General features: G+C 73.4%; 13 protein-coding genes and 1 pseudogene. 6 read left to right on the plus strand and 8 right to left on the minus strand.

Annotation, left to right across the window (positions count from 1 at the left end; genetic code table 11):
• Positions 1 to 165 precede the first annotated feature (165 nt).
• A pseudogene (locus tag Q0599_RS08170) lies at positions 166 to 651 on the plus strand (transketolase C-terminal domain-containing protein); the annotation flags it as partial.
• An 11-nt stretch (positions 652 to 662) separates the two neighbouring features.
• Here Q0599_RS08170 and Q0599_RS08175 read toward each other — a convergent pair.
• The 3 genes from Q0599_RS08175 to Q0599_RS08185 all read right to left on the minus strand — a co-directional run bounded on the left by Q0599_RS08175 (position 663) and on the right by Q0599_RS08185 (position 4008).
• Entirely contained in the window at positions 663 to 1451 is a 789-nt protein-coding gene (locus Q0599_RS08175; protein WP_298828161.1) for an EamA family transporter, read from the minus strand.
• Positions 1448 to 2782, minus strand: coding sequence for a vanadium-dependent haloperoxidase (locus tag Q0599_RS08180; RefSeq protein WP_298828163.1), 1335 nt, complete (start codon positions 2780 to 2782; stop codon positions 1448 to 1450). The genes Q0599_RS08175 and Q0599_RS08180 overlap by 4 nt, the downstream gene beginning before the upstream one ends.
• A 158-nt stretch (positions 2783 to 2940) precedes the next feature.
• Positions 2941 to 4008, minus strand: coding sequence for a class I SAM-dependent methyltransferase (locus tag Q0599_RS08185; RefSeq protein ID WP_298828165.1), 1068 nt, complete (start codon positions 4006 to 4008; stop codon positions 2941 to 2943).
• 148 nt (positions 4009 to 4156) lie between these two features.
• On the opposite strand from Q0599_RS08185, the gene Q0599_RS08190 reads away from it, so the two are divergent.
• The 3 genes from Q0599_RS08190 to Q0599_RS08200 all read left to right on the plus strand — a co-directional run bounded on the left by Q0599_RS08190 (position 4157) and on the right by Q0599_RS08200 (position 8742).
• Positions 4157 to 5179 carry a GlxA family transcriptional regulator gene (locus Q0599_RS08190; RefSeq protein WP_298828167.1) on the plus strand — a complete coding sequence of 341 codons (1023 nt, stop codon included), beginning with the start codon at positions 4157 to 4159 and terminating at the stop codon, positions 5177 to 5179.
• A 147-nt stretch (positions 5180 to 5326) separates the two neighbouring features.
• Positions 5327 to 8164, plus strand: a complete 2838-nt coding sequence (locus Q0599_RS08195) for an AMP-binding protein (RefSeq protein ID WP_298828169.1) — start codon at positions 5327 to 5329, stop codon at positions 8162 to 8164.
• A gap of 80 nt (positions 8165 to 8244) precedes the next feature.
• Positions 8245 to 8742: a hypothetical protein gene (locus Q0599_RS08200; RefSeq protein ID WP_298828171.1), complete on the plus strand. Its 498-nt coding sequence runs from the start codon at positions 8245 to 8247 to the stop codon at positions 8740 to 8742.
• Between the two features lie 65 nt (positions 8743 to 8807).
• Here the strand turns inward: Q0599_RS08200 and Q0599_RS08205 are convergent, their stop codons facing one another.
• The 3 genes from Q0599_RS08205 to Q0599_RS08215 all read right to left on the minus strand — a co-directional run bounded on the left by Q0599_RS08205 (position 8808) and on the right by Q0599_RS08215 (position 11330).
• On the minus strand, positions 8808 to 9392 hold the full coding sequence (locus Q0599_RS08205) for a PAS domain-containing protein (RefSeq protein WP_298828173.1): 585 nt from the start codon (positions 9390 to 9392) through the stop codon (positions 8808 to 8810).
• Between the two features lie 166 nt (positions 9393 to 9558).
• Positions 9559 to 10776 carry a patatin-like phospholipase family protein gene (locus Q0599_RS08210; RefSeq protein WP_298828175.1) on the minus strand — a complete coding sequence of 406 codons (1218 nt, stop codon included), beginning with the start codon at positions 10774 to 10776 and terminating at the stop codon, positions 9559 to 9561.
• Between the two features lie 86 nt (positions 10777 to 10862).
• Positions 10863 to 11330 (minus strand): Lrp/AsnC family transcriptional regulator, encoded by a 468-nt coding sequence (locus Q0599_RS08215; protein ID WP_298828177.1) that lies wholly within the window; start codon positions 11328 to 11330, stop codon positions 10863 to 10865.
• Positions 11331 to 11447: 117 nt separating this feature from the next.
• Between Q0599_RS08215 and mdeB the strand changes: the two genes are divergently transcribed.
• Entirely contained in the window at positions 11448 to 14147 is a 2700-nt protein-coding gene (gene mdeB, locus Q0599_RS08220) for an alpha-ketoglutarate dehydrogenase (protein WP_298828179.1), read from the plus strand.
• Positions 14148 to 14157: 10 nt separating this feature from the next.
• Here the strand turns inward: mdeB and Q0599_RS08225 are convergent, their stop codons facing one another.
• Both Q0599_RS08225 and Q0599_RS08230 read right to left on the minus strand, forming a co-directional pair.
• Positions 14158 to 14637, minus strand: a complete 480-nt coding sequence (locus Q0599_RS08225) for a pyridoxamine 5'-phosphate oxidase family protein (protein WP_298828181.1) — start codon at positions 14635 to 14637, stop codon at positions 14158 to 14160.
• Positions 14638 to 14841: 204 nt separating this feature from the next.
• Positions 14842 to 22800 (minus strand): autotransporter outer membrane beta-barrel domain-containing protein, encoded by a 7959-nt coding sequence (locus tag Q0599_RS08230; protein ID WP_298828182.1) that lies wholly within the window; start codon positions 22798 to 22800, stop codon positions 14842 to 14844.
• Positions 22801 to 23027: 227 nt separating this feature from the next.
• On the opposite strand from Q0599_RS08230, the gene Q0599_RS08235 reads away from it, so the two are divergent.
• Positions 23028 to 24146: a DUF1615 domain-containing protein gene (locus Q0599_RS08235; protein ID WP_298828184.1), complete on the plus strand. Its 1119-nt coding sequence runs from the start codon at positions 23028 to 23030 to the stop codon at positions 24144 to 24146.
• Positions 24147 to 24232: the final 86 nt, after the last annotated feature.

Consider the following 24232-nt stretch of genomic DNA (forward strand, 5'->3'; position numbering starts at 1 on the left):
GAACCGGAGGAAGCCATGCGCCACCTGATGACGATTGCCCTTGCCGCTGCATTGCTGCAACTTCCAGCCGCCGCGCAGGCGCAGGCTACTGCTCCCGAGTCCTTCCCCACCAAGGCACTGCGTCTGGTGGTGCCGCTGCCGGCTGGCGGCCCGAGCGACTTCATCGCCCGCCAGGCGCTGCCCCATCTCCGCCCAATGCACACCGGTGCCAACCTGTCGCGGCGCGGTGCCTGCGTGCTGGCGGAAGCCGACGGCGCGCCGCGTGAAGCGACGCTGCTGGCGACCGGCTCCGAGGTCGCCATCGCGATGGCGGCGCGCGGTGCCCTGCAGGCGAGCGGCACGCCGACGGCGGTGGTGTCGATGCCGAGCTGGGAGCTCTTCGAGGCCCAGGACGGCGCCTACCGCTCGAGCATGCTCGGCTCGGGCACGGTGCGCGTCGGCTGCGAGGCCGCGATGAGTTTCGGTTGGGAGCGCTGGCTCGGGGAGCGGGGAGCCTTCGTCGGCATGTCCGGCTTCGGCGCGTCGGGTCCGGCTGAGCAGTTGTACCGGCACTTCGGCATCACGCCCGAGGCTGTCGCCGCGCAGGCGCGCCGCCTGCTGCGTAGCTCGGGGCACGTTGCCGGCGCAAGGCACTCCCTGGCGTCACCGTGATCTCCGGGCGGTCATTCGGCTCGCCGCTCGTCGAGCCGCGGCCCGGGCCGGCTGAGCCCGTGGTACAGGACGAAGCCGAGCGCCGATGCAGCGACTCCCAGACCGAGCACGCGTCCCCAGCCGGCAGCCTGCGGGGCGACGTCGGGCCACAGCCATGCTGCCGGCAGCAGCAACGTGAGCGCCGAGCCGCCCTGGGCGGCGATGGCGAGCACGATCGGGTCGGTGGCCGCGAACCGTCGCCGTCCGGTCGGCCTGCCCGGCATGCTGCACAGCGCCGCGAACGAAGCCGCGGCCAGCGCGAGCGTGGTCGGCGCCAGGACGGCTGCGGATGCCGCAGCGGTGGCTTCGCTCGGAAGCCCCGCGGCGAGCCACTGCCACGACAGCAGGGCCGCGCCGCCCAGGCCGACGACGAAGCCGGCAAAGGGCCGGCCGCCGACCCTTTCGCCGAGCCAGACCGCGCCGGCCAGCGTGACGGCCAGCGGCAGGCTGGCGTGCGCGACCGCCAGCGGGCCCGATCCGACGCGCGCTGCCGTGCACGCCCACAGCGCGAAGGGCAGGGTGCAACTCAGCAGCGACAACCCGACGAGCCGGCAGGCCTGCTGCTTGAGCGCCCTGCGGCGTGACGCGTCGCGCAGCCACGGCCCCAGGAACCCCGCCGCTGCGGCAGCCTGGACGATCAGGAGGGCGATCACGCCGAAGTCGCCGGCGAAGCACCTCATGACGAGCAGCGACGCTCCGCAGGTCGCGGCCAGCATGGCGATGCCGGCGGCGCCCGTGCTGCGCCAGGGGAGTGCGTTCATGGTGAAGGCTCCTGCGTCGTCACCCGTTGCCGCGGCACGAGCTGCTCGGCCAGCGCCTGCCTGCCGATCTGCTGCCCCAGGCGCAACCCTGCCGTGGTCGCGAAGCGGAAGTGCAGGCCGGCGCGCACGCGCGAATCGGCGTTCTCGGCGGCGGCCTCGGAGAAGCTCGCGAAGGTGCGTGCCGGCGTCCCGGCCGCAGCGCTGGTCGATGCCATCGTGAAGCGCATGCGGTCGCTGCCGAAGGTGCCGGCCAGCACCACCGCGGCAGCGGCGCCCAGGGCGCTGTGCGTGGACGGGTGGTCCTGGATCGGCGGGGTGGGCAGCAGCGGCGTCCAGCGCGGGTCGGCCGCGGTGGCGGCATTGCCGTCGCGATCGGCCTCGCGGATCGCGGTGACCGGGCGCCAGAAGTTGTGGTGCATCTTGCTGTCCCAGCCGGCGATGTAGGCGTCGGCCATGACGGCGTTGAGCAGCGCGAAGGTGCGCGCGCGCTGCCACAGGTCCTGCGGCCGCTGGCGTGCCACGACGCGCGCGATGCGGTTCCAGCCGATGTCCGAGAACTCGTACCAGTAGGCGGCGTACTGCGTCTGGTCCGCGCTGCGCCGGGCATCGGCGGCCTGGCTGCCGGTGGCCTTCACCTCGCGGAAGTCGGCGGCGTAGGCCGCACTCGTCAGCGCCGGCGGCGCGCCGACGCGGAACTGCTCGGGTGCGCGCAGCGTGAAGGGCTTGACCGCGCGCCAGTGCGGCGCGGCGATGAACTCGAAGCCCGGTGTGAACTGCCAGTCGCCGGCTCGCGCGCCGGGCCTGTAGCTCTCGTCGGCCCGGCTGCCGTCGTCGCTGCGCGTCGCCAGCATCGCCGCGGCGGCGGTTGCGCCGATCGTCCTGCCCTGTTCGACCGCCGAGCCGAGGCCGGCGTCGAGCAGCGTGGCGTCGAGCATGGGCCGCACGAGGTCCTTCTGCTCGGGGTACAGCGCCGCCAGCACGTCGTGCGCCGCCACGGCGGCAGCGACCGCGGCGTCGACGCTGCCTCGCCGGACGGCGCCGCCCACAGGCCGGTAGGTGTGCGCGCGGTAGCGCGGATCGGCGGCATTGACGGCATCGTGCATCGCCAGATGCACCATCGCCAGCACGCGCGAGGCCGCCATCGGATTGGCGTAGCCGTCGGCGGACTTGATGACCTGGTGCGTCTGCAGGTTCCAGTCGAGAACGATCTGGTCGCAGCGGTCGGCGCACCAGGCGCTGCCGGCGGTGCCTGCCGCCTGCGATGACGAGGTGATGGCGGCGAGGGCGACTGCAGCCAGCGCGGTGCGGCGATGGCGGGTGGGTGTGCACATGTCGAGTTCCTTGGCGATGGGATGGAGTGGATCGGGGTGACGACGAGAACCCGCAGGCGCACGCGCTCCGCCGCGCGGGCGCGTCCGAGCGCGCCCTCGGCTGACGAGGCGTGGGATGGCCGGCCGCGGCGCGGGTCGAACCGCAGCCCGCGAAGGCGCTAGCGGCGCACTTCGAAGATCAGGTTGAAGGGCGTTTCCGCGGCGCGCCGGAAGTGCGTGAAGCCGGCCTTGCGGAAGACCTCGGCGAGCCGCTTGGGCCCGGCCTGCGCGCCGAGCACGAGCTTGCCGCCCTCGGAGATCGCGTGCGCGCAGCAGATCAAGGTCGAGCCGCCGTAGTACAGCCGCCCCACCGGGTTTAGGTTGTCCTCCACGCGGTCGTGCGCGAACGGCTCGACCAGCAGCACGGTGCCGCCGGGCGCGAGCACCTCGGCGGCGTGGCGCGCCGCGGCCACCGGATCACCGAGGTCGTGCAGCGTGTCGAAGAAGCACACCAGGCCAAAGCCGTGCGGGCCGTACTCGCGCGCGTTCGCGATCTCGAACGTGACACGGTCGGCGACGCCCGCTTCCTGCGCGTGCTGCCGCGCCGCGGCGATCGACGCCTCGTGCGTGTCGAAGCCGTAGAAGCGCGAGTTCGGGAACGCCTGGGCCATCAGCAGCGTCGCGTGGCCGTGGCCGCAGCCGATGTCCGCCACCGTGGTGCCGGCTTCGAGCTGCGCCACCACGCCGTCGAGCGCCGGCAGCCACTGCGGCACGAGGCTGGCCTTGTAGCCGTTGCGGTAGAACGCGGCCACACCGCAGGCCATGCGCGTGTCGTGCTCCCCCCAGGCCACGCCGCGACCGGTGCGGAACGCGTCGAGCGCCTTCGGTTCGTCGAACCACATCGCGGCCGGCACCTCCCACGCGGGCGGCAGGTAGAAGGGGCTGTCCTCGTCCGCCAGCACCGCGGCCTGTTCGGGCGCGAGTTCGTAGGTATCGCTCGCGGCGTGGTAGCCGACGTAGCCGCCGGCCGCCTGTGCGTTGAGCCACTCGTGCACGTAGCGCTCGGCGCATCCGGCCCGCCGCGCGAGTTCCCTGGCGCTCAGCGGGCCCGCACCGGCCATCGCCCGGTAAAGACCGAGCTTGCTGCCGAGGCTCACCATCACGCCGACGTAGGCGGCAGTCACATCGCCGAAAGCGTGGCTGACGAAGGCTTCGAGCTTGGCTTGATCGATTGCGAAAGTGTCCATCGGATGTCTCTCGGGTGGTGTGGATGAGGGTGTCATCGTCGTCGCGCGAGCCCACGACGGGCAGAGCCGAAATCGCCCGAGATCGGTCCGTTCGTGCCACGGATGCGATCAAGCGGGCCCGCTAGACTGCGCCGTCGAAGGAATCGGAATGAGCACGTCCCCTTTGCACGTGGCGCTGCTGGCGCTGCCCGAGGCTGCGGTGTCGACGCTGGCCGGGCTGTTCGACGTCATGAAGGCGCCCGGCCACCTGGCCCGGCTGGCAGGAGAGGCGCGCCGCTGCGCGCCGACACCGTTCCATGTCGAGGTGGTCGGTGACGCAAAGGGCCCGCTGGAGCTGGCCAGCGGCGTGCCCTTTCCGGTGCAGCGCGCCGTCGGTGAGATCGAGTCGTGCGACATCGTCATCGTGCCGTCGGTGTTCGTGGGCAGCGCCGGCTGGACGAAGGGCCGTTACCCGCGTCTCGTGGAGTGGCTGCGGCAGATGCATGAGCGCGGTGCACTGTTGTGCTCGGCCTGCTCGGGCATCTTCCTGCTGGCCGAGACGGGCCTCTTCGACGACAAGGACGCGACCGTGCACTTCGCCTACGCGCGCGAGTTCGCGGCCGCGCATCCGGCGGTGCACATTCATCCGGATCGCGTGCTGGTGATCTCGGGAACGCGCGAGGAGCTCGTCAGCTCCGGCGCCTCCAACACCTGGCACGACCTGGCGCTCTACCTGATCGCGCGCCATGCCGGGGCCACCGAGGCGCAGGAGGTGGCACGGCGCTACGCGCTGCAATGGCACCAGGACGGCCTCGCCCCCTACATCACCTTCGAAGGCCGCAGCGACCATGGCGACGCGGAGATCGCGGCCGCGCAGCGCTGGCTGGCCGGGCACTTCTCGGTGGCGAACCCGGTCGAGGCGATGATCCAGCGCTCGAGGCTGGCCGAACGCACCTTCAAGCGGCGCTTCACCGCGGCCACGGGCCTGACGCCCATCGACTACGTGCAGCGGCTGCGCGTGGAAGATGCCAAACGCCGGCTCGAGCGCACCGACGCGCCGGTGGACGAGGTCAGCTGGCGCGTGGGCTACGAGGATGCGGCCTTCTTCCGCCGTCTCTTCAAGCGCACCACCGGCATGGCGCCGGGCGCGTATCGAAAGCGCTTCAGCATTCCCGAGTTCGCACGGCGCTAGCGCCTGGGCGGCACCGCGCTGCGCCGCGCTCCGGCAGGGGCCGAGCCCTTCAGAGGCCGGCAGATCGCATCGGCCGTGCGCCGGGACTGACACGCATCAATGCCGCCGCCGCCCAATCCGGCCTGCCGGCGCCATGATGCGACTGCCATGGACAGCCGCCACCGACCCACCACGGGCCTGCCCGCTTTCAGCGAGGCCGACCTGTGCGAGCTGGTCGGCGCCACGGTGCGCGACCTGCAGCGCGGCATGCCGGCGCCCGCCGGCGTCACGCTGGACAGCACGCTCGACCGCGACCTGGGCCTGGACAGCCTGGGTCGCGTCGAACTGCTGCTGCGCGTCGAGCGTGCTGCCGGCGTGGCGCTCCCGGAGGACACGCTGCAGCTTGCCGAGACGGTCGCCGACCTGTGGCGCGCGGTGCAGCGCGGCCGCCCGCAGGAGGCCGTCGCGCCCCCGGGCGCCGCCCATGCGGGTCCCGAGCCGGCGGCGCCGCGCGAGGCCGCGAACGGGCACGCCGCCGAGGAGGCGCAGACGCTGCTGCAGGTGCTCGATGCCCACCTGCGCGCGCAGCCCGGGCGCACGCAGGCCATCGTGCTTGGCGACGCCGGCGAGACGCGCATCGACCATCGGCGACTCGCCGATGCGTCGGCGGCGATCGCCGCGGGCCTGCAGCGCGCCGGGCTGAAGCCGCGGCAGACGGTGGCGATCATGCTGCCGACCTCGCCCGACTACTTCTTCACCTACTTCGGCATCCTGCGCGCGGGGGGCATCCCGGTGCCGATCTACCCGCCGGCACGCGCGTCGCAGCTCGAGGACCACGTGCGGCGGCACACCGGCATCCTCGCCAATGCGCAGGCGGTCCTCCTCGTCAGCGTGCCCGAGGCGATGCGCGTGGCGCGCCTGCTGCAGGCGCGCGTCAGCGGCCTGCGCGAAGTGCTGACGCCGGAGCAGCTCGCCGCCACCGGCGACGCCCCGCGGGAGGTGCCGGTGCGTGGCGACGACGTCGCGTTCATCCAGTACACCTCCGGCAGCACGGGCGCGCCCAAGGGCGTGGCGCTGACCCATGCCAACCTGCTGGCCAACATCCGCGCGATGGCGCAGGCGATAGCCGCGCGGCCCGACGACGTGTTCGTCAGCTGGCTGCCGCTGTACCACGACATGGGGCTGATCGGTGCCTGGCTCGGCAGCCTCTATGTGGGCATGCCGCTGGTCGTGATGTCGCCGCTGGCCTTCCTCGCCCGACCGCAGCGCTGGCTGGAGGCGATCACGCGCTGGCGCGGCACGCTGTCGGCGGGACCGAACTTCGCGTACGAACTGTGCCTGGCGCGCGTGGACGACGCGGCGCTCGCCGGGCTCGACCTGTCGAGCTGGCGGCTGGCCTTCAACGGCGCCGAGGCGGTCAGCCCCGACACCGTGCTGCGCTTCCAGCAGCGTTTCGCCGCCTGCGGGCTGCGGCCCGAGGCGGTGGCACCGGTCTACGGGCTGGCCGAGGCGTCGGTCGGCCTGCTGTTCCCGCCGCTGGGTCGCGGGCCGCGCATCGACCGCGTCGTGCGCGACAGCTTCGTCCGCGAGCACCGCGCGCTGCCGGCGGCGCAGGGCGACGCCGGCGCGCTTCGTTTCGTCGCCAGCGGCAGCCCGCTGGCCGGCCACGAGGTGCGTATCGTCGACGACGAGGGGCGGGCGCTGCCCGAACGCGTCGAGGGCCGGCTCGAGTTCCGCGGCCCTTCGGCCACGCACGGCTACTGGCGCAATCCCGAGCAGACGGCGCGCCTGTTCGACCGCGGCTGGCTCGACAGCGGCGACCGCGCCTATGCCGCCGACGGCGACATCTACATCACGGGCCGGGTGAAGGACATCGTGATCCGCGGCGGACGCAACCTGTACCCGCAGGAGATCGAGGATGCGGTCGCCGCCGTCGAGGGCGTGCGCAAGGGCGGTGTCGCGGTGTTCGGCCGCCCCGATGCGCGCAGCGGCACCGAGCGGCTGGTCGTGCTGGCCGAGCGGCATCCGCGCCGCGCGTCCGACGACGCCGCGCTGCGCGAGGCCATCGCCCATGCGGTCGTCGACGCGATCGGCGAGCCGGCCGACGAGATCGTGCTCGCCCCGCCGCACACCGTGCTCAAGACTTCGAGCGGCAAGGTGCGGCGCTCGGCGTGCCGCGAGCTGGTCGAGCAGGGGGGTGTCGGTGCCGCGCCGGCCAGTGCCCGGCGGCAATGGCTGCGCCTGGCGCTGGGGGCCGCCGCGCTGCGGCTGCGTGCCGTCGTCGAGTTGCTGGCCGATGCGCTGTTCGGCCTGCGCGCGTTCGCGCTGTTCTGGCTGTTCGCGCCGCCGGTGTGGCTGCTCACCCTGTGCATGCCGACCCCCGCGGCCGCGTGGACCCTGTGCCGTGGCGCCGCGCGCGCGCTGCTGCGGCTGGCCGGCGCGCCGGTCGCCGTGCAGGGCCTCGAGCACTGGCCGCGCGAGCGTTCCTGCGTGCTGGTGTGCAACCACGGCAGCTACCTCGACGGCGTCGTGCTGGTCGCCGCGCTGCCGCGGCCCTGCGTCTTCGTTGCCAAGCACGAACTGGCCACGCAGCTCGTCGCGGGCCGCTTCCTGCGCCGCCTCGGCGCCGAGTTCGTCGAGAGGTTCGACGCCCAGCGCAGCGCCGACGATGCCCGGCGCCTGGTGCAGGCCGCGCAGGGGGCACGTGCGCTGCTGGTGTTTCCCGAGGGCACCTTCCGCGCCGGTGTGGAGCTGCTGCCGTTCCATCTCGGCGCGTTTCTCGCCGCGGCGCAGGCGCAGGCGCCGGTGCTGCCCCTCACCCTCAGCGGCACGCGCGAGCTGCTGCCTGACGGCCGCTGGTGGCCGCGCCGCGCCGCGCTCGCCGTGCACATCGGCGCGCCGATCGAGCCGGCCGCCGATCAGGAGCCGTTCGCGGCGGCGGTGCGGCTGCGCGATGCGGCGCAGTCGGCGATCGCGCGCCGGCTCGGCGCCTCGGCCGAGGCCTGAACGTGGCGACGCCGGCGAGGGCGGGGCGGCATCACGCTACAGTGCGGGCCACCGCGTTCGCGCATCAACCGGAGACACCCATGGCCACTCGCAGATCGAAGAATCCCGAACTGGCCGCCGCGGCCAACGAGCTCAGCGCCGCCGTGCGGCACATTCGCCAGGCCATCAACAACAAGTTCGACGAGATCGGCACGATCGCCTCGACCGAGCTGCACAAGGCGGTGCAAGCGGCGCAGACGAAGCGCGGGCGGGCCGAACGCCGGCTCGACGCGCTGTGGGGCAAGGTGCAGAAGCGGCTTTCCAAGGCGTCCGACGAGGCGAAGAAGTCGCTGCACCAGGCGGTGCGCCAGGCGGAGAAGCGGCTGGAGGAAACGAAGAAGTCGGCGCAGGCCAAGCTGGCCGATCTCGGGCCCGCCGGCACCGGCCTGGCGACGGCGAAGAAGAAGCCTGCGGCCAAGAAGGTGGCGGCCCGCAAGACGCCGGCGACGAAGGCCGCTGTGAAGAAGACGGCTGCGAAGAAGACCGCCGCCACGAAGGCGGCTGCGAAGAAGACCTCCTCCCGCAAGGCGACCGCCTGATGACGGTTCGGCGTCGCGACGACGCGGTCCGGCCGCGTCGTCGCGCGGCGGCGGTCACCCCCGCGTTACGGTGACGCGCTGGCGTCGCGAAGGGCCATCTCGAGCAGGTCGTCGACCCGTTCGATGAGGCGATCCGGCGCGTCGGCGGCGCCACAGGACGGGGCGGGCAGGCGCGCCGCGCCGAGGGCTGCGTGGAACGGCGTCCGCACGACCGCGATGGTCGGCGACGAATCCTCCGCGGCCAGGCCATGCGGTGCCGCCGCGACCGGCCGCCTGGTGAGGTCGACCATCGTGCCGACCATGCGCGTCGCGTCACCGCGATGATCGCGCGCCACGACGCGGCCGCGGGACAGCACCGTCCGGTAGCCCGAGCCGGTGCTGCGCAGCCGGAACTGCGCCTCGTAGCTCGGCGAATGACCGTCCAGGTGCGAGCGCAGCGCGCTCAGCATCGGACCGAAGTCATCGGGGTGGACCCGGCAGCGCCAGAACGCCGTGCTGTCGGGGGCATGGATGCGCGGAAAGCCAAGGCGAGCTTTCCATTGGGGCGAGTAGTGGACCGTCTCGAGGCGTGGGTCCAGGTCCCAGGCGCCGAAGATCGCCTTCTCGAGGGCCAGCAGCCAGCGTTCTTCTTCGACGGTTCGCTCCGACATGGTTGCCGAGGGCCTCATGGAGTGGGTTTCGATGCGACCCATTCTGGCCCAACGCCGTGTCCTCGACGGACGGATCGGGTTGCGCCCGCCGTGGCGTTTGCCACGTCAGAGGGCCCGGGACGGGCGCGAGGCGACGCCGACATCGCCTGCGCGCGCGGCGCACCGCTCAGGGGCGGGGTCCCGGCGCCGGGACGTCGATGCCCGGCGGCACCGTCCGCCACACCGCTCCGCTGGCCGCGCCCGATCGGCCGTAGTCGAACAGCGCCTGCACGTACTGCGGGTCGTACCAGAGCTCCCACGGCGCCACGAACTCGTCGCCGATCCAGGCTGCGCGGTACCGGGCACGGGCCCGCTGCGCCTGCACGTAGATCACGTACAGGTCGGCAACGCCCTGCGACTGCGCGAGCAGATGCAGCGCGTGCTCGCCGAGCGCGGCCAGTTCGGGGGGCATGACCATGTACTCCGACGTCGCCCGGCCGTTGCGTATGGCGTAGAACTCGGGCTCGCCGTGATGGCGATGCGCCCGCATCGCCTCGCCCCAGTCGAGGTCGGGCGCGGACACGAAGATCTGCCGTGTCATGCTGCCGTCCACATGCATCTCGTGGAAGCGCCGCCCGTTGGCTTCGACCTCGATGTAGACCGGCGGCAGCATGATGGGAATGGCGGCGGAGGCGAGCAGCACGCGCCGGATCAGATCGAGCGAATCGGGCTGGCCGCTGACCGCGATGGCGCCGATGTCCCAGGTCACCAGCCGGCCCGCGTACACGTGCGTGGTGCCGACGAACAGGCGCCGGCCGCGCTGGTGTTCACGTGCCACCGCGCCCATCAGTTCCATGTCGAAGTTCCGCTCGATCAACTGGCGCAGCGGCTCGGCCGAGGCGAGGGCGTCGTCGAAGATCGCCAGCAGCCGTGGCCGCGGCTTCATGATGTTGCGCGACGACAGGCCGGTGAAGAGCTCGCGCATGCGCACGTCGAAGCGCGGTCCGAGGAACGCATAGGGTGCCGCGAGGGCGCCGGCGCTCACGCCGGTGACGATGTGAAACTCCGGGCGCGTGCCGGACTCGCTCCAGCCGGCCAGCACGCCGGCGGCAAAGGCACCGTTCGAGCCGCCGCCGGAGATCGCCAGCACGCGCAGTGGTCCGCTCGCGGCGATCGCATCCGACTTGCCGAAGCTCGCATTCGGGCCGGTGCCCCACAGGTCGGCGGCGTCCCGACCCGACCGGTCGCCGAACTGGCGGACGTTCGGGTGACCCGGCACCTGTGCGGCGTCGACCAGTTCGGCCGGAATCGGCGGCCAGGCAGGCCGGCTCGCGCAGCCCGCGAACAGGGCCGCAGGCAGCGCGGCGGCAGTCGCCAGGGTCAGGGTGCGGCGAGTCAGGTCCATGCAGGTGCCTCCATGGCGCGGCGTCTTGCGGGCGGTCCCGCCGGGCGCGCTGCGCAACGGGCGCCACTGTAAGCCGCCGTGCTGCACTAGCGAAGCGCCAGCGGCAGTGCGGTCTTGTAGCGCACCTGCTTGAGTGCGAAGCTGGAGCGGATCTTCTCGACCTCCTCCATCGGCGAGAGCTGCTCGATGATGAAGCGCTCCAGCGCCGCCATGTCGGGCACCGCCACGCGGATCAGGTAGTCGGCGTCGCCGGTCATCAGGTAGCACTCCATCACCTCGTCGCGGGCGCAGACCTTGGCCTCGAAAGCCGCCAGCGCAGCGCGCGTCTGTTGCTTCAGGCTGATCGAGATGAAGACGTTGAGGTGCAGGCCGAGACGCTGCGCGTCGAGCAGCGCGACGACCTTGCGGATCACGCCGTCGCGCTCCAGCGCCTTCACACGCGCCAGGCAGGGCGAGGGCGAAAGGCCGACGCGCCGCGCCAGTTCCACGTTGGACAGGCCGGCATCGGCCTGCAGTTCGCGCAGGATGCGCAGGTCGGTCGCGTCGAGGTTCATCGTGCTGGATCGGAGAGGGTCCTCAGCATTTTCTGCCGAATATCCTGACTGGCACCAGCGCTTTCGGTCACCCATGCCGACCCCGCGCGCCTACAGTGTGCGCATCAGGAGAACCGCATGAGCGACACGTCCATCCAGCAGCAGCTCGCGCTGACGGCGCCTCTCACCGACAGCGACCCGCAGGAAAGCGCCGAATGGCGCGACGCACTCGTGTCGCTGCTCGACGCGGCCGGGCCGCAGCGCGTTCGCGAGGTCATGGACATGCTCGCCGCCATGGCGCGCGCACCCGAGGTCGGCTGGCAGCCGGCGCCGGGCACGCCCTATGTCAACACCATTCCCGCCGCGCGCCAGCCCGCCTTTCCCGGCGACCTCGCCATCGAGGAGCGGCTCGCCTCGCTGATGCGCTGGAATGCGCTGGCCATGGTGGTGCGTGCCAACCAGGCGCACGGCGAACTCGGCGGCCACATCGCCAGCTATGCCAGCGCCGCCGACCTGTTCGAGGTCGGCTTCAACCACTTCTTCCGCGGCGGCGAGGCGGGCGACCTGGTCTTCTACCAGCCGCATTCGGCGCCCGGCGTCTACGCCCGCGCCTTCCTCGAGGGCCGGCTGAGCGAGGACGACCTCGCCCACTATCGCCAGGAGATCAGCGCAAAGCAGCGCGGCGCGCGCGGCCTGTCCAGCTACCCGCACCCCTGGCTGATGCCGGACTTCTGGCAGTTTCCCACCGGCTCGATGGGCCTCGGGCCGATCAGCTCGATCTACCAGGCGCGCTTCATGCGCTACCTGCAGCACCGCGGCCTGCAGGACACGCGGCAGCGCAAGGTGTGGGGCGTGTTCGGCGACGGCGAGATGGACGAGCCGGAGAGCATGAGCGCGCTGACGCTGGCCGCGCGGGAGAAGCTCGACAACCTGATCTGGGTGGTCAACTGCAACCTGCAGCGCCTGGACGGCCCGGTGCGCGGCAACGGCCGCATCATCGACGAGCTGGAGGCGCTGTTCGCCGGGGCAGGCTGGCGCGTCGTCAAGCTGGTGTGGGGTTCCGACTGGGACGGCCTGTTCGCGCGCGACACCGAGGGCGCGCTGGCGCGTGCCTTCTCGCGCACGGTGGACGGCCAGTTCCAGACCTTTGCCGCCAAGGACGGCCGCTACAACCGCGACAATTTCTTCGGCCAGGACCCGGCGCTCGCCGCCCTGGCGCAGGGCCTCACCGACGAGCAGATCGACCGCCTCAAGCGCGGCGGCCACGACCTGGTGAAGATCCACGCCGCCTATCACGCGGCGCTGCACACGCGCGCGAAGCCGACGGTGATCCTCGCGCAGACCAAGAAGGGCTACGGCATGGGCGACGCCGGGCAGGGGCGCATGACCACGCACCAGCAGAAGAAGCTGGAGCGGGCGGACCTGATCGCGTTCCGCAACCGCTTCGACCTGCCGCTGACCGACGAGCAGGCGGCTTCGCTGCAGTTCTACAGGCCGGCCGACGACAGCCCGGAGATGCGCTACCTGCGCGAGCGCCGCGCGGCGCTCGGCGGCGTCGTGCCGGCGCGGCGCAGCGCGGCCGCCGCAGTCGCCGTCCCGCCGCTGGCGCGCTATGGCGAGTTCGCCGTGCAGGCCGGGGGCAAGGAGATGAGCACGACGATGGCCTTCGTGCGCATGCTCACCGGCTTGCTGAAGGATCCGCAGCTCGGTCCCCGCGTCGTGCCCATCGTCGCCGACGAGGCGCGCACCTTCGGCATGGCCAACCTCTTCAAGCAGGTCGGCATCTACTCCAGTGCGGGGCAGTGCTACGAGCCCGAGGACATCGGCTCGGTGCTGAGCTACCGCGAGGCCACCGACGGGCAGATCCTGGAAGAGGGCATCAGCGAGGCCGGCGCGATCAGCAGCTGGACCGCCGCGGCGACGAGCTACTCGGCGCATGGCCAGGCGATGCTGCCCTTCTACATCTACTACTCGATGTTCGGCTTCCAGCGCATCGGCGACCTGATCTGGGCGGCCGCCGACCAGCGCTCGCGCGGCTTCCTGCTCGGCGCCACCGCCGGCCGCACCACGCTGGGCGGCGAGGGCCTGCAGCACCAGGACGGCTCCAGCCTGCTGCACGCGGCGGCGGTGCCCAACTGCCGCGCCTACGACCCCTGCTTCGCGGGCGAATTCGCGGTCATCCTCGACCATGGCATGCGCCAGATGATGGAGCGGCAGGAGGACGTCTTCTACTACGTCACGCTGATGAACGAGAACTACGCCCAGCCCTCGCTGCCGGCGGGCGTGGAGGGCGACCTCGTGAAGGGCCTGTACCGGTTCGCGCAGCATGCGCCGAAGCAGGCCAAGGGCAGGGTGCGCCTGCTCGGCTCGGGCGCGATCCTGCGCGAGGTGATCGCCGCGGCCGAGCTGCTGGCGCAGGACTGGGGCGTCGCCAGCGAGGTGTGGAGCGCCACCAGCTTCAGCGAGCTGGCGCGCGAGGCGCGCGAGGCCGAGCGCTTCAACCGCCTGCACCCGACGGAGCCGGCACGCCGGAGCCATCTGCAGCGATGCCTGGACGGTGACGAACCGGTGATCGCCGCCACGGACTACGTGCGTGCCTGGCCACAGCTGGTCGCCGCCCACCTGCATGCGCCGTTCACCGCGCTGGGCACCGATGGCTTCGGCCGCAGCGACACGCGCGCCGCGCTGCGCCGCTTCTTCGAGGTCGACCGCCATCACGTCGTGCTGGCTGCATTGACGTCGCTGCGCGAGCGGGGCCTTGTCGATGCGGCCACCTGCGCCGAGGCCATCACGCGCTATGGCATCGCGGTGGAGGCCGAGCCTTCGTGGAACGCCTGAACGCCGACGCTCAGCCGCGCAGCCAGGCGACCAGGGCCTCGCCGGCCAGCGCGTCGGCGCGGCCGAAGCCGGCGACCAGGCGCGCCGCGAGCGGCTGCAGCGCGACCAGTGCGAAGTCGGCCAGTTCGAAGGTCACCGCGGCGTCAGGGAAACGCGCGAGGTAGGCAGCGCGCGCGGCGGCGTGCTCGGCCGTGTCGCGCGCCAGCGTGCGTGCCTCGGCCTGCAGCGAGATCCTCGGCAGCGCCTGCGGCGCCGTCGTCGCATCGGGCTCCGCCATCACCAGCAGGCCCACGCGCGCATGCTCCTGCATGTCACGGGTGTGCGTGGCCAGCGCGCTGACGTGGAGGATCAGGGCCGTGTCGCCGGCCGGCAGCACGAAGGGCACCATCGACACCGCCGGCTCGCCACGGTGCAGCGTGGCCAGCGCGGCCACCGCCCGGCTGTCGAGCAGGCGGCGCAAGGTGCGCCGTGCCGCTTCGCGCTCGCTCATGCCTTCGCCCACCATGCCACCAGCGGCGGCGCGATCTTCGGCGTGCTGTCGTGGGCGTCGGTCATGCGGAGGCGATCGGAGCGACTTCGCCTGCAGCGTAACCCGGTGTCGGCGGGTCGCGCCAGCGCGTGAGCGCGGCGGGGTGGGCATCGGGGCGATGCGCTTCCCCCGGCTCGCTCGGCGGGGACACCGGCGTGGCCACGCTCAGAACGGCATCGACACCTTGAGCGTGGCGGTGTGCCGCCGCAGTTGCGGGCCGAACAGGCCGCCGTAGCCCAGGCGCAGCACCGTGCCGCTGCGGTCGAGCAGATCGAGCGACGCGCTCACCTCGGCCAGCGTGCGGTCGATCTGGCCTTGCACCGTGAACGGCGCCACCGAGTCAGGCGCGCCCTGCAGCGTGGCCTGCGTCTGCGGCGAGGTGCCCGACAGCAGGCGCAGCACACCGACGCGCAGCGAGGGCCGCAGCAGCGAACCGTCGTCACGGCGCGACTCGGCGCCGATCTCGAGCGCAGGCTGCAGCGTGGCGAAGTTCTGCGTCGCCGCGCGCACGCTCAGGTTCGCCGCGCCCGCGCCGCTTTCGTCGAAGCCGCGCCGCTCGACGCGGGTGACGCCGAGGTCGGCCACCGGGCGCAGGTACCAGCTGCCCTGGTCGAACAACTGGCCGACGCGCAGGTGCGTGGCGAGGAAGTTGACGCGCTGCGTCGAGCGCGCCGTGACGTCGCCGCTGGGCAGGTCGACGGCACGCCAGGCCTGGTAGCGGCCGCTGCCGCCGGCGAGCGAGGCTGACCAGGTGGTGCCGCCGCGCTGGTGCTTGAGCATGCCTGCGGCCTGCCACTGGTCGCCGCGATGGCCGGCCAGGCCGTCGCTGTGCACGATGCCGTGTTCGATGCCGGCGGCCCCCCCGGCATGCCAGCCGGCCGCGATCTGCCGCTGGAAGCCGCCGGAGACCCCGAAGGTCTTGCGCTCGAAACCGAGATGATCGCCGGTCTGGTCCTGGCGCAGCGTGCTCATGCCGGCCCACAGCCAGTCGCACTCGCCCTCGCGCACGAAGTGCGCCTCGCCTTCGGCGACACGGCAGCTCAGCAGGCTGTCGCTGAACTGCAGGCTGGACAGCAGCGAGGTCGTCGCCAGTGCACCGTGCGGCTCGGGGCTGAGGCGGTCGTAGGCATTCGCCAGGTCCTCCGCCTCGGGCAGCGCGAACAGCGCCGTGGCCAGCGGCGAGAACTCCGCCGTGCCGCCGGCGCTCTGGATGTCGTTGACATGCGCGCCGACGCGGCGCTGGTTGTCGTTCAGGCCGGCAACGTCGGAGAAGTCGATGCGGTACTGCAGCCGCACCGCGGTGCCGGTGTCGACGAGCGCGTAGTTCGCCACCGCCGAGCGCGCGGACTCGATCGTCAGCCCCGACGATGCCGTGCCGCCGGCGGCCGACACCAGCGTGATCTGCGTGTCGGCCGGCACCGGGTTCGTGACGTGCAGCAGCAGCTCGCCGTCGAGCCTGGCGCTGCCGCTGACGTCGATGCGGTCGGCCTCGGCGGCCATCGCGTCGAAGTCGATGTCGAGCTGGCCCTGGCTGCCCTGCACGAGGTCTCCGTCCAGCACGCTGGTCAGGCGACGGCCGGCGCCGCCAGGCGCGAGCAGGCCGTCGTTGCTCAGCGTGTTGCCGCTGCCGAGGCGCAGCTGCGTGCCGCTGTACAGGCCCGCGCCGGCGAGGTTGTCGAAGGCGTTCGCGCCGCTGCGAAGGTCCACGTTGCCGACGATCAGGCCGGCGTTGCGCACCGTCTCGCCGCCGACCGTGCCGGCCACCGCGAGGCCGTCGATGCCGGCCAGGCTGGTGACTGCGCCGCGGTTGTCGAGCAGGTTGTCCGCACCGTCGAGGAAGCGCACGCCGGCACCGCCGCCGGCGCCGCCCTGCACGGTCGCACCCTCGATCAGCACGCGGATGTCACGACCGCCGTCCACGCCGATGCTCTGCGCGAGGATGGCGTCGGCGTCGGTGCCTGACACGGCGATGCCCGCGCCGCGCAGCGTCACGCTGACCATGCCGCCGCGGCCGGCGTAGGCGCCGCTGCTGCTGCCACCGGCGCTCTGCGCAAAGATGCCATGGGCGCGTGCGCCGCCGGTGACGATGGCGCCGTCGTGTGTCACCGTGACGTCGCCGCCCGAGCCCGAGCCGCCGACGCTGCCGAAGAAGGCCAGCCCCGAGCGATCGCCGGCCGCGCCGCCGCCGCCGCCGACGCTTTGCGCGAGGATGCCGATCGAGCGCTCGCCTTCGGTGACGAGCGTGCCCTGGCTGTCCACCGTCACCGCCGCGCCATTGCCGGCGCTGCCGCCGTTGCGACCGAAGCCGAAGCCCAGGCCGATCGCGTCGATGCCGCTGAAGCCGCCGGCCACGCTGCCGGCCTGGCCGCCGCCGCCGCCGACGCTCTGTGCGTAGATCGCGTGGGCCTGGTCGCCCGCGGTGTCGATGCGGCCGCTGTGTACCACTTCCACGGCGCCGCCCGAGCCGGCCGCGCCGCCGGCGCCGCCGATGACGAACTCGCCGAGCAGGCCGATCGCGGTGCCCACCGACTCGCCGCCGCCGCGGCCCTCCGCGTAGGCCTTGGCATCGCCGCCGCCCGCGCCGATGCTCTGCGCGAACACGCCGTGCGCGCCGAAGCCGAGCGTGCCGATGTCGGCATGGTTCTCGACGCGCACCTTGTCGGCGTCGGCGCCGCTGCCTTCGCTGGCGCCCACCGTGATCGACAGGCTGCTCGGGATCAGGCCGCTGGCATCCTTCTGGTCGAACGCGTCGTACAGCGTCTTCGCCAGCGCCACGCCGCCGAGCACGTTCTGCGCGCCGTCGATCCAGTCGCCGACCGTGCCGAGCACGCCCTGCGACACCGCGCCGCCGCCGCCGCCGACGCTCTGCGCGAAGATGCCGCGCGAGTAGGCGCCGCGGGTCTGGATCGCGCCTTCGTTGACCACCGTGACCAGGCCGCCCTTGTTGCCGCTGCCGCCGTCGCCGCCGACGTTGACGGTGAGGCCCAGCCGCGTGCCCTCGCTGTCCTTCAGCGGCAGCAGGCCGGTGGTCGACAGGCCGATCGTCTTCGCGCCGCCGCCGGTGCCGCCGCCGCCGCCGATGCTCTGCGCGAGGATGCCGTGCGAGTCGCCGCCGACGGTGTCGATGGTGGCGGCGTTGTTCACCGTCACGGTGCCCCCGATGTTGCCGCTGCCGCCGGTGCCGGCGACGGTGACGTTCGCCGTCACCGTCTTCGCCTTCTTGTCCAGCTTGCCGTCGGCGCTGAAGCTCAAGCCCACCGCACTGCCGCCCTGGCCGCCGCCGCCGCCGACGCTCTGCGCGAAGATGCCGTGCGCGCTGTCGCCCAGGGTGACGAGCGTGCCGGTGAGCGCACGGTCGTCGCGGCCCACCGCCACGGTGCTGCCGAGGCCGCCGCCACCGCCCTGTCCGCCGACGGTGACGCCGATCTCGGCGCCGCTGCCGGTGGGCGCGTTGATGCCCAGCGTGATCGCCAGGCCGCCGTTGCCGCCGCCGCCGCCGATGCTCTGCGCCTGGATGGCATGTGCGCCGTCGCCGCGCGAGACGATGGCGCCGGTGCCGTCGACCTGCACCGCGCCGCCATCGCCGCCCTGGCCGGCATTGCCGCCGAAGCCCAGGTTGAGTGCATAGGAGCCGCCGATCGCCGCGGCGGCGGCCAGTCCGCCGTTGCCGCCGCCGCCGCCCACGCTTTGCGCGAACAGGCCCACCGCGCCTTCGCCGAAGGTGTCGATGCTGCCGCCGCTGGCAACCGTCACCGCCTTGCCGTTGCCGCCGCCTGCACCGGCGCCGCCGATGCTCAGGCTGCCCGCGCCCTTGCCGCCGCCGCTCGCGGCGATGCTCAGGCCGCCGTTGCCGCCGCCGCCGCCCACGCTCTGCGCCAGCAGGCCGTGCGCCCGTGCGCCAGCGGTGACGATCTCGCCGGCACTGTCGACCCATACCGCATCGCCGTCGCCGCCGCCCGCGCCCTTGCCGCCGATGCCGATCGTGCCCGCGCCGGTGCCGGCGCCGGACAGCGCGAGGCTGAAGCCGCCATTGCCGCCGCCGCCGCCGACGCTCTGTGCGAACAGGCCGATCGCGCCATCGCCGGCGGTATGGATCAGGCCGCGCTGGGTGACGTTGACGTCGAGGCCGTTGCCGCCGCCGCCGGCGCGCCCGCCGATGCCGATGCTGCCGGCGCCGGTGCCCGCGGCCGACAGCGCGAGGCTGAAGCCGCCGTTGCCGCCGCCGCCGCCCACGCTCTGCGCGAACAGGCCGTGGGCATCGCGACCGAGCGTGGTGAGCGCGCCGTCGTGGTCGACGAGCACCGAGCCGCCGGCGCCGCCGCCGGCGCCGTTGCCGCCGATGTCCAGCGTGCCGGCGCCGGTGCCGCCGAACGCGGCCGACACGCTCAGGCCGCCGTTGCCGCCGCCGCCGCCCAGGCTCTGCGCGAACAGCGCCACCGCGCCCGCGCCCTCGGTGCCGATGTTGCCGCGCTGCGTGACGTCGACGAGGCGTCCTTCGCCGCCGCCGCTGCCGGCACCGCCCAGGCCGATGCTGCCCGAACCGGTGCCGGCGCCGCTGACCGCGACGCTGAAGCCGCCATTGCCGCCGCCGCCGCCGAGGCTCTGCGCGAACAGGCCGTGGGCATCGGCCTTCAGGGTGTGGATGTCGCCATGGTTGTCGACCTCGACCTTGGCCGCGTCGCCGCCGGTGTCGCCGCTGCCGCCGAGATTGAGCGTGCCGGCGCCGGCGCCTCCGGCAGAAACGCCGATGCTGAAGCCGCCGTCGCCGCCGCCGCCGCCCACGCTCTGCGCGAACAGGCCGACGGCGCGCTCGCCGCGCGTCACCAGCAGGCCACGGTTCTCCACCGTCACGGTGTTCGCGTCGCCGCCGGAGCCTCCCTTGCCGCCAAGCCCGAAGCTGCCGGCCGCCGTGCCGCCGAAGGCCGCCGAGACGTTGAAGCCGCCGTTGCCGCCGCCGCCACCCACGCTCTGCGCGAACAGCGCGTGGGATTCCGCGCCGCTGGTGTCGATGCCGCCGCTGTTGATGACTTCGACGATGCCCCCGGCGTTGCCGCCGCCGGCGCTGCCGCCGAGGCCGAGGCCGATCGCGCCGATGCCGCCGCCGGCGACGCTGAGGCTGAAGCCGCCGTTGCCGCCGCCGCCGCCCACGCTCTGCGCCTGCAGGCCGATGGCGCGCGCGCCGCGGGTGACGATGGTGCCGCTGTTGCCGACCCTCGCCTTCAGCCCCGCGCCGCCGATGCCGCCCTCGCCCCCCATCGCCAGCGACACGCCCACCCCGGCGCTGAACGCACCGGCGAAGGCGAAGCCGCCCGTGCCGCCGCCGCCGCCGATGCTTTCGGCGAACAGGCCGACCGCCCCTTCACCCTTCGTCTCGATGCGGCTGGCATTGTCGACCTGCACTTCGCCGGCCGCGCCGCCGCCGCCGGCCTTGCCGCCCACCGCGAAGGCGAAGTCGGCCGCCCCGACGCCCACCGTGGTGGCCGCCGCGAAGCCGCCCGAGCCGCCGCCGCCGCCGATGCTCTGCGCGAAGATGCCGTAGGAGCGTTCGCCTTCGGTCAAGATCTCGCCGGCCGTGGTGTTGACGGTGACTGTCGATGCCGCGCCGGCCGCGCCGCCGCGGCCGCCGATCGCCACTGCCGCGATCGTGCCCACCGCCACCGCGTTGCCGCCCTTGCCGCCGCCGCCGCCCACGCTCTGGGCGTAGATCGCGCTGGCGTCGGCCTGCGTGGTGTGCAACAGCGAGCCGCCGTGGCGCACCGTCACCGTGCCGGCGGCGCCGCCGCCGCCGCCGCTGCCGCCGACCGCGAACCAGCCGGTGCTCGAGCCGCCGCTGCCGCCGCCGCCGCCGATGCTTTGCGCGAAGATGGCGTTGGCGCCGCTGCCGCCGGTGCTGATGCGGCCGTCGTTCGTCACGTCGACGTCGCCACCCGTGCTGGTGCCGCTGGCCGCGCCGCCGATCGCGCCGATGCCCGTGGCGCTGCCGCCGTCGCCGCCCTGGCCGCCGACGCTCTGCGCGTAGATGCCGCGCGCATCCTGGCCGGACGTGGTGATCGTTCCCCGGTTGACGGCGAACACGTCGCCGCCGTTGCCGCCCTCGGCACCTCTGCCACCCAGCGCGACGATGCCGGCGCCCGTGCCGCCGGCGCCGCCGCCGCCGCCGACGCTCTGCGCCATGAGCGCATGCGAGGCGACACCGGCGGTGGCGAGCTCGCCGCCGGCCTCGTTGGTGACGCGCACCGTGCCGCCGCTGCCGGCGCTGCTGCCGCTGCCGCCGCGCGAATAGAAGATGCTCCCGCCGCTGCCGCCGCTGCCGCCGAAGCCGCCCACGCTCTGGCCGAACAACGCCATCGCGTCGTTGCCGCCGGTACTGACCTTGCCACGGCTGGTCAGCGTGACGTCGCCGCCATCGTCGGCGGCACCGCCACTGGCCGGGGATCCGGCCGCCCAGCCGCCGCTGCCGCCGCCGCCGGCGGTGCCGGCCGCACTCTTCGCCCAGATGCCGTGCGCATCGTCGGCCAGCGTGGTGACGTTCCAGCTGCCGTCGACGGTGACCTTGCCGCCCACGCCGCCGGCGCCGCCGGGTGCGCCGTCGGTGACGAACTCGGCCGAGCCACCCTGGCCGCCATTGCCGCCTTCGCTGAGCGCGTAGATGCCGATGCCGTAGCGGCCCTCGGTGAGGATGGTGCCACCGCCGGTCACCACCACCTCGCCGCCGGCGCCGCCGTCGCCGCCCTTGCGGCCGTCGTAGTAGGTGCCGCCGTCGCCGCCCTTGCCGCCGTTGCCGCCGGCGCTGTGCGCGAACGCGCCGATGCTCGCCTGCGCCAGCCCGAGGTCGGGGTCCAGCACCGTGCCAGCCGGCGGCTTGTGCGTGGTGGTGATGCCGCCGTCGACGCGCACCTGCGCCTTGCCGCCGGCGTGGCCGGCCTGTCCCGCCTCGGGCGCGTCGAGTCCGAAGGTCCAGAAGCCGCCGCCGTTGTCGCCGGCGGCGCCGCCCTGGCCCTGGCTCCTCGCCAGCACGCCGTGCGCGGCCGCGCCCTGGGTGAGGATGAGGCCCGAGCGGTGCTCGACCGCGACGCTGCCGCCGCTGCCGCCGGCGCCTTCGGCGGTGGCGAGCAGGCTCGCCACGTAGCCCTGCAGGTCGGGCCAGGGCAGGCGCTCGGCCGTAGCGACGCGACTGCTCTGGCCGTAGGCGGGGAAGTAGGTGGACTTCGTTGCCGTCAGCACGCCGTCCGCGTCCTTGCTGTAGGCGACGATCACGTAGCCCTTCAGGCCTGGCTGGGTCGCGCCGTCCGAGCGCGTGCCGTCGATCACGATGGGGACGGCGACGATCTGTCGCTGTCCGGCGGCGAGGTTCTGCTCGAAGTAGGCCTCGTCGAGCACGAGGTCGACGGTGCCGTCGGCGTTGAAGGTGGCAGTGCCATGGCTTGCGCCGAAGCTGTCCGAGAAGGTCCACTGGCCGTTGGGCGCGACGGTGATCTCGGCCAGGCGCGTCGGCACAGCGGTGCCGAAGCTCACGGCCGCGCCGTCCACCTGCGTCACCGCGAAGCTGAAGCGCGAGGCGTCGAAGGCGGCCAGCGGCGCGGTCACGTCGCTCGCGTAGCCCAGCGTGCTGCTGAGCGCCTCGATGCCATGGGCCGACGCGCCGCTGGTGGTGATGTTGCCGTGGTTGATCACCGTCACCACGCCGCCCGCGGCCGGCGTGGCGCCCGGCGGCAGCGGCAGGAAGGGCGAGGGCGGGATGGGCACATCGAGGAAGGCATCGACGGTCACGCCGCTCGGCCGGCCCGCGCTGCGCACGCGAATGCCGTCGGCGCCCAGCGTGACGATGCTCACCGGCGCGCCGCCCAGGCCGCTGAACACGGTCAGGTTGGCGCCGCCCTGGCTGGTGAGCTGGATGCCGGGCTTCGAGGCCACCGGCCGGATGCCGCTGCCGGCGAGGTTGAACACGTTGAGCGTGTTCGGCGGCGCGACGATGTCGATGCCCTCGGACTGATCGCCCTGGCAGTCGCCCAGCGTCAGGCACTCGATCGTGGCGGCCTGCGTCCACAGCGGGAAGGCGGCGAGCAGGGCCAGAGCGAGCGGCGTCAGGGCCTGTGTGCGCCGCAGCGTGTTCTTCCGGTTCATGTCTGCTCCCCTTGTCTCGTGTGTGGTCGAGCCACCCGCTGGCCGGGCGAGTTCAGGTTAGGCAGCGGCGCGCCAGGCAGGTTGACGCCACGCAACCGGGGCGGCAATGGGGTGGCGCTTTCGCCGCGTGCTCGCGCCGAACCCGGTTCGCCGCGCCGTGCGGCGGAGCAAGCAGGGCGCCCTGACCGGTCGGGCCCAGAATGCGGCCGGATCCGCTCCCGCGACCGATGCCACGACACGCCACTGCCGCCACCTCCGCCCTCGCCGCCGCATCGCTGCTCGCCGGCTGCGCGCTGCCCCCCTCCGTGCCGCAGGGCATGGGGCCGACCGAAGCGCGCGAGGCCGTGCTGCGCGTGCTGCCCGCGCACGTCGACGACCGCGCCGGCTGGGCCACCGACATCCACGCCGCGCTTGCCACGCTGGCGCTGCCGTCGACGCCCGGGAACCTCTGCGCAGTGCTCGCCGTCACCGAGCAGGAATCGGGCTTTCGCGCCGACCCGGTCGTGCCCGGCCTCGCGGCGATCGCATCGAAGGAAATCGAGCGCCGCGCGGGCAGTGCCGGCGTGCCGATGCTCGCCGTGCGTGCTGCGCTGGCGCTGTCCTCGCCGGACGGTCGGAGCTATGCCGAGCGCATCCGGGCGGCGAAGACCGAACGGCAGCTCAGCGAGGTCTTCGAGGATTTCGTCGACATGGTGCCGCTGGGCAGGACCTTTCTTGCCGATCGCAATCCGGTGCGCACCGGCGGTCCGATGCAGGTCAGCATCGCCTTCGCCCAGGCGCACGCCGAGGAGCGGTCCTATCCCTACCCCGTGCCGAAGTCGCTGCGGCGCGAAGTGTTCACGCGGCGTGGTGGCTTGTACTTCGGCACGGCGCACCTGCTCGACTACGACGCGCCCTACGACGACATGCGCTACCGCTTCGCCGACTTCAACGCCGGCCGCTTCGCGAGCCGCAACGCGGCCTTCCAGCAGGCGCTGGCCGTCGCGTCGGGCCTGCCGGTGGCGCAGGACGGCGATCTGCTGCCGCGTGCGGCCGGTGCACCGCGCGGCGAGACCGAGCGCGCCGCCGCCACGCTCGCCGGCCGCCTGGGACTCAGCGAAGCGGCCATCCGCCGCGACCTCGAGTCGGGCGACACCGCCGGCTTCGAGCAGTCGCGGCTGTACGGGCGGGTCTTCGCCTATGCCGAGCAGCTCGACCGCCGCACGCTGCCGCGCGCCGTGGTGCCGCGCATCGACCTGCACAGCCCGAAGTTCACGCGCCGGCTGACGACCGAGTGGTTCACCCAGCGCGTCGACGAACGCCACCGCCGCTGCCTCGCGCGCATGCCGGCACCGCGCGACGATTGATGTGCCGCCGCGGCTTCCTGCCGCGCGCCGCGCATGGCGGCTACGATGTCGACCACCGGCCGCACCCGTCCGCCCGCATAGGAGCG

This window comes from uncultured Piscinibacter sp. (assembly GCF_937952055.1).
Classification (GTDB): domain Bacteria; phylum Pseudomonadota; class Gammaproteobacteria; order Burkholderiales; family Burkholderiaceae_C; genus Piscinibacter.